The sequence below is a fragment of the Dolichospermum sp. LEGE 00246 genome (genome assembly GCF_015207865.1).
GTDB lineage: Bacteria > Cyanobacteriota > Cyanobacteriia > Cyanobacteriales > Nostocaceae > Dolichospermum > Dolichospermum heterosporum.
This window is the reverse complement of sequence record NZ_JADEWA010000722.1, coordinates 1-1,574: the sequence shown is the minus strand read 5'-3', so window position 1 is coordinate 1,574 and position 1,574 is coordinate 1. Positions and strand designations below refer to the sequence as shown.

The 1,574-nt window shown below is 39.5% G+C and carries 2 protein-coding genes; one reads left to right on the top strand and one right to left on the bottom strand.

Annotated features, from left to right (window positions below; all coding sequences use genetic code 11):
* Positions 1-81 precede the first annotated feature (81 nt).
* Positions 82-825 carry a photosystem II repair protein Psb32 gene (gene psb32 / locus IQ228_RS25925; RefSeq protein WP_193964993.1) on the top strand — a complete coding sequence of 248 codons (744 nt, stop codon included), beginning with the start codon at positions 82-84 and terminating at the stop codon, positions 823-825.
* 271 nt (positions 826-1,096) lie between these two features.
* Here the strand turns inward: psb32 and IQ228_RS25920 are convergent, their stop codons facing one another.
* Entirely contained in the window at positions 1,097-1,486 is a 390-nt protein-coding gene (locus tag IQ228_RS25920; RefSeq protein WP_027403530.1) for a DUF4346 domain-containing protein, read from the bottom strand.
* Positions 1,487-1,574: the final 88 nt, after the last annotated feature.

The window sequence follows — 1,574 nt, the reverse complement described above, 5'->3', positions numbered from 1 at the left end:
CCACTCCCCACTCCCCGCCCCTATTCCCTATTCCCTAATTATGTAGTATTTTGATTGCAAGTCTGTTTAAGAATTCATCCCATGCAACAGTTACTCAAGCAATTATTTAGTAACCAAAAATACGTTATTCGTCTCATTTTCCCTGTACTGATGATGATGATGGCGAGTTCACTGTTTATTTTACCTGCTGCTGCTACTGGTGTATACCAAATACCCAGTTTAACGGCAGATACTTGGATTTTAGATCAAGGTGATGTGATTAGCCGATTCAATGAAGGTCAGATTAGCAAGGCTTTCCAGGATTTAGCCCAAAAAACTGGCAATGAAGCCAGAATTGTCACTATTCACAGCCTTGACTACGGAGAAACACCGGAAAGTTTTGCCAAGGGATTATTTAGTAAATGGTTTCCAACAGCGGCAGAGCAAACCAATCAAGTATTATTACTGGTCGATACTGTTACTAATAAAATGACTTTACTGAGTGGGGATAATGTGAAGTCATTATTAACTGACTCTATTGCCGAGAGTGTGGTTGAAGAAACATTAGGTACAGCATTACGTGAGGGTAATAAATACAACCAAGGATTTTTGGACGTGAGCGATCGCCTGGTTGCTGTGTTATCTGGTCAACCAGATCCCGGTCCACCAAAAATTAAGGAAACAGTCCAGGTAGAAGGAACTTTCACCAAAGCTGGAGAAACAGATAAGGGTAATGCTACTGCTTGGGTGGTTGGGCTATTAATTGCTGCCACTGTCATCCCAATGGCTACATACTACATTTATCTGGTGTTTCAAAAACCACCCTCTCAGGAATCTGAGGAATAGGGGACTGGGGACTGGGGGTGTTTTTTGATTTGTAAGTTTCTTGTCCTTATTACGTAAGTAAAAAGGCAATATCACAAAGATGTAAGAGTGTCTTAGTTTTGTCATAAAAAACGTAGGTAAATGGGAATTAGCTAACAATTCCCAATCACTACAAAGTAGGTTGATGTTAAAAATAGTCGTTGAAGCTAGAGAAGCCGGAGGAAAATGGTTCAACCCTTGTTGACTTTGATTCACTCAGATTCCGTATCTCGCACTCACTTGCGTACTCTATTTAATCTTGAATGTACTCTTTGCCTGACACTAAAGCCATTTCAGCGCGAACAAATTCCCTACCTAAATAAGCTGCATGATCTAATAAAGTCACAGGACAATTTGGAGTTTCTTCAAAAATCTTGATACAGAGTTCTTTGGCTGTACGTCCGCTAAATACAGTTGTGTGGGTTCTTTCCACTTTACCGCGAACAGGAATCACTTCACCTGTTTCGGGATTTACGGCTAAACCACGTTCGTTGATCACATTAGTGAAGTGCTTGGCATAAATTAATCCTTCCTTTTGGTCTATGTAAATAATAAAATAGCCGTTGGGGTCAAGATCAATATGACGGTGAGAAAGTTTATAATCAATTGCTGTCAAATCTTCGAGTAGTAAATCCTTAGGCATTGTCAAAAGTAAATTTATAGAAAGAGTATTTTCAGATTACATCAATATACAATATTTAGATCCCCGACTTCTCAAAGAAGTCGGGGAT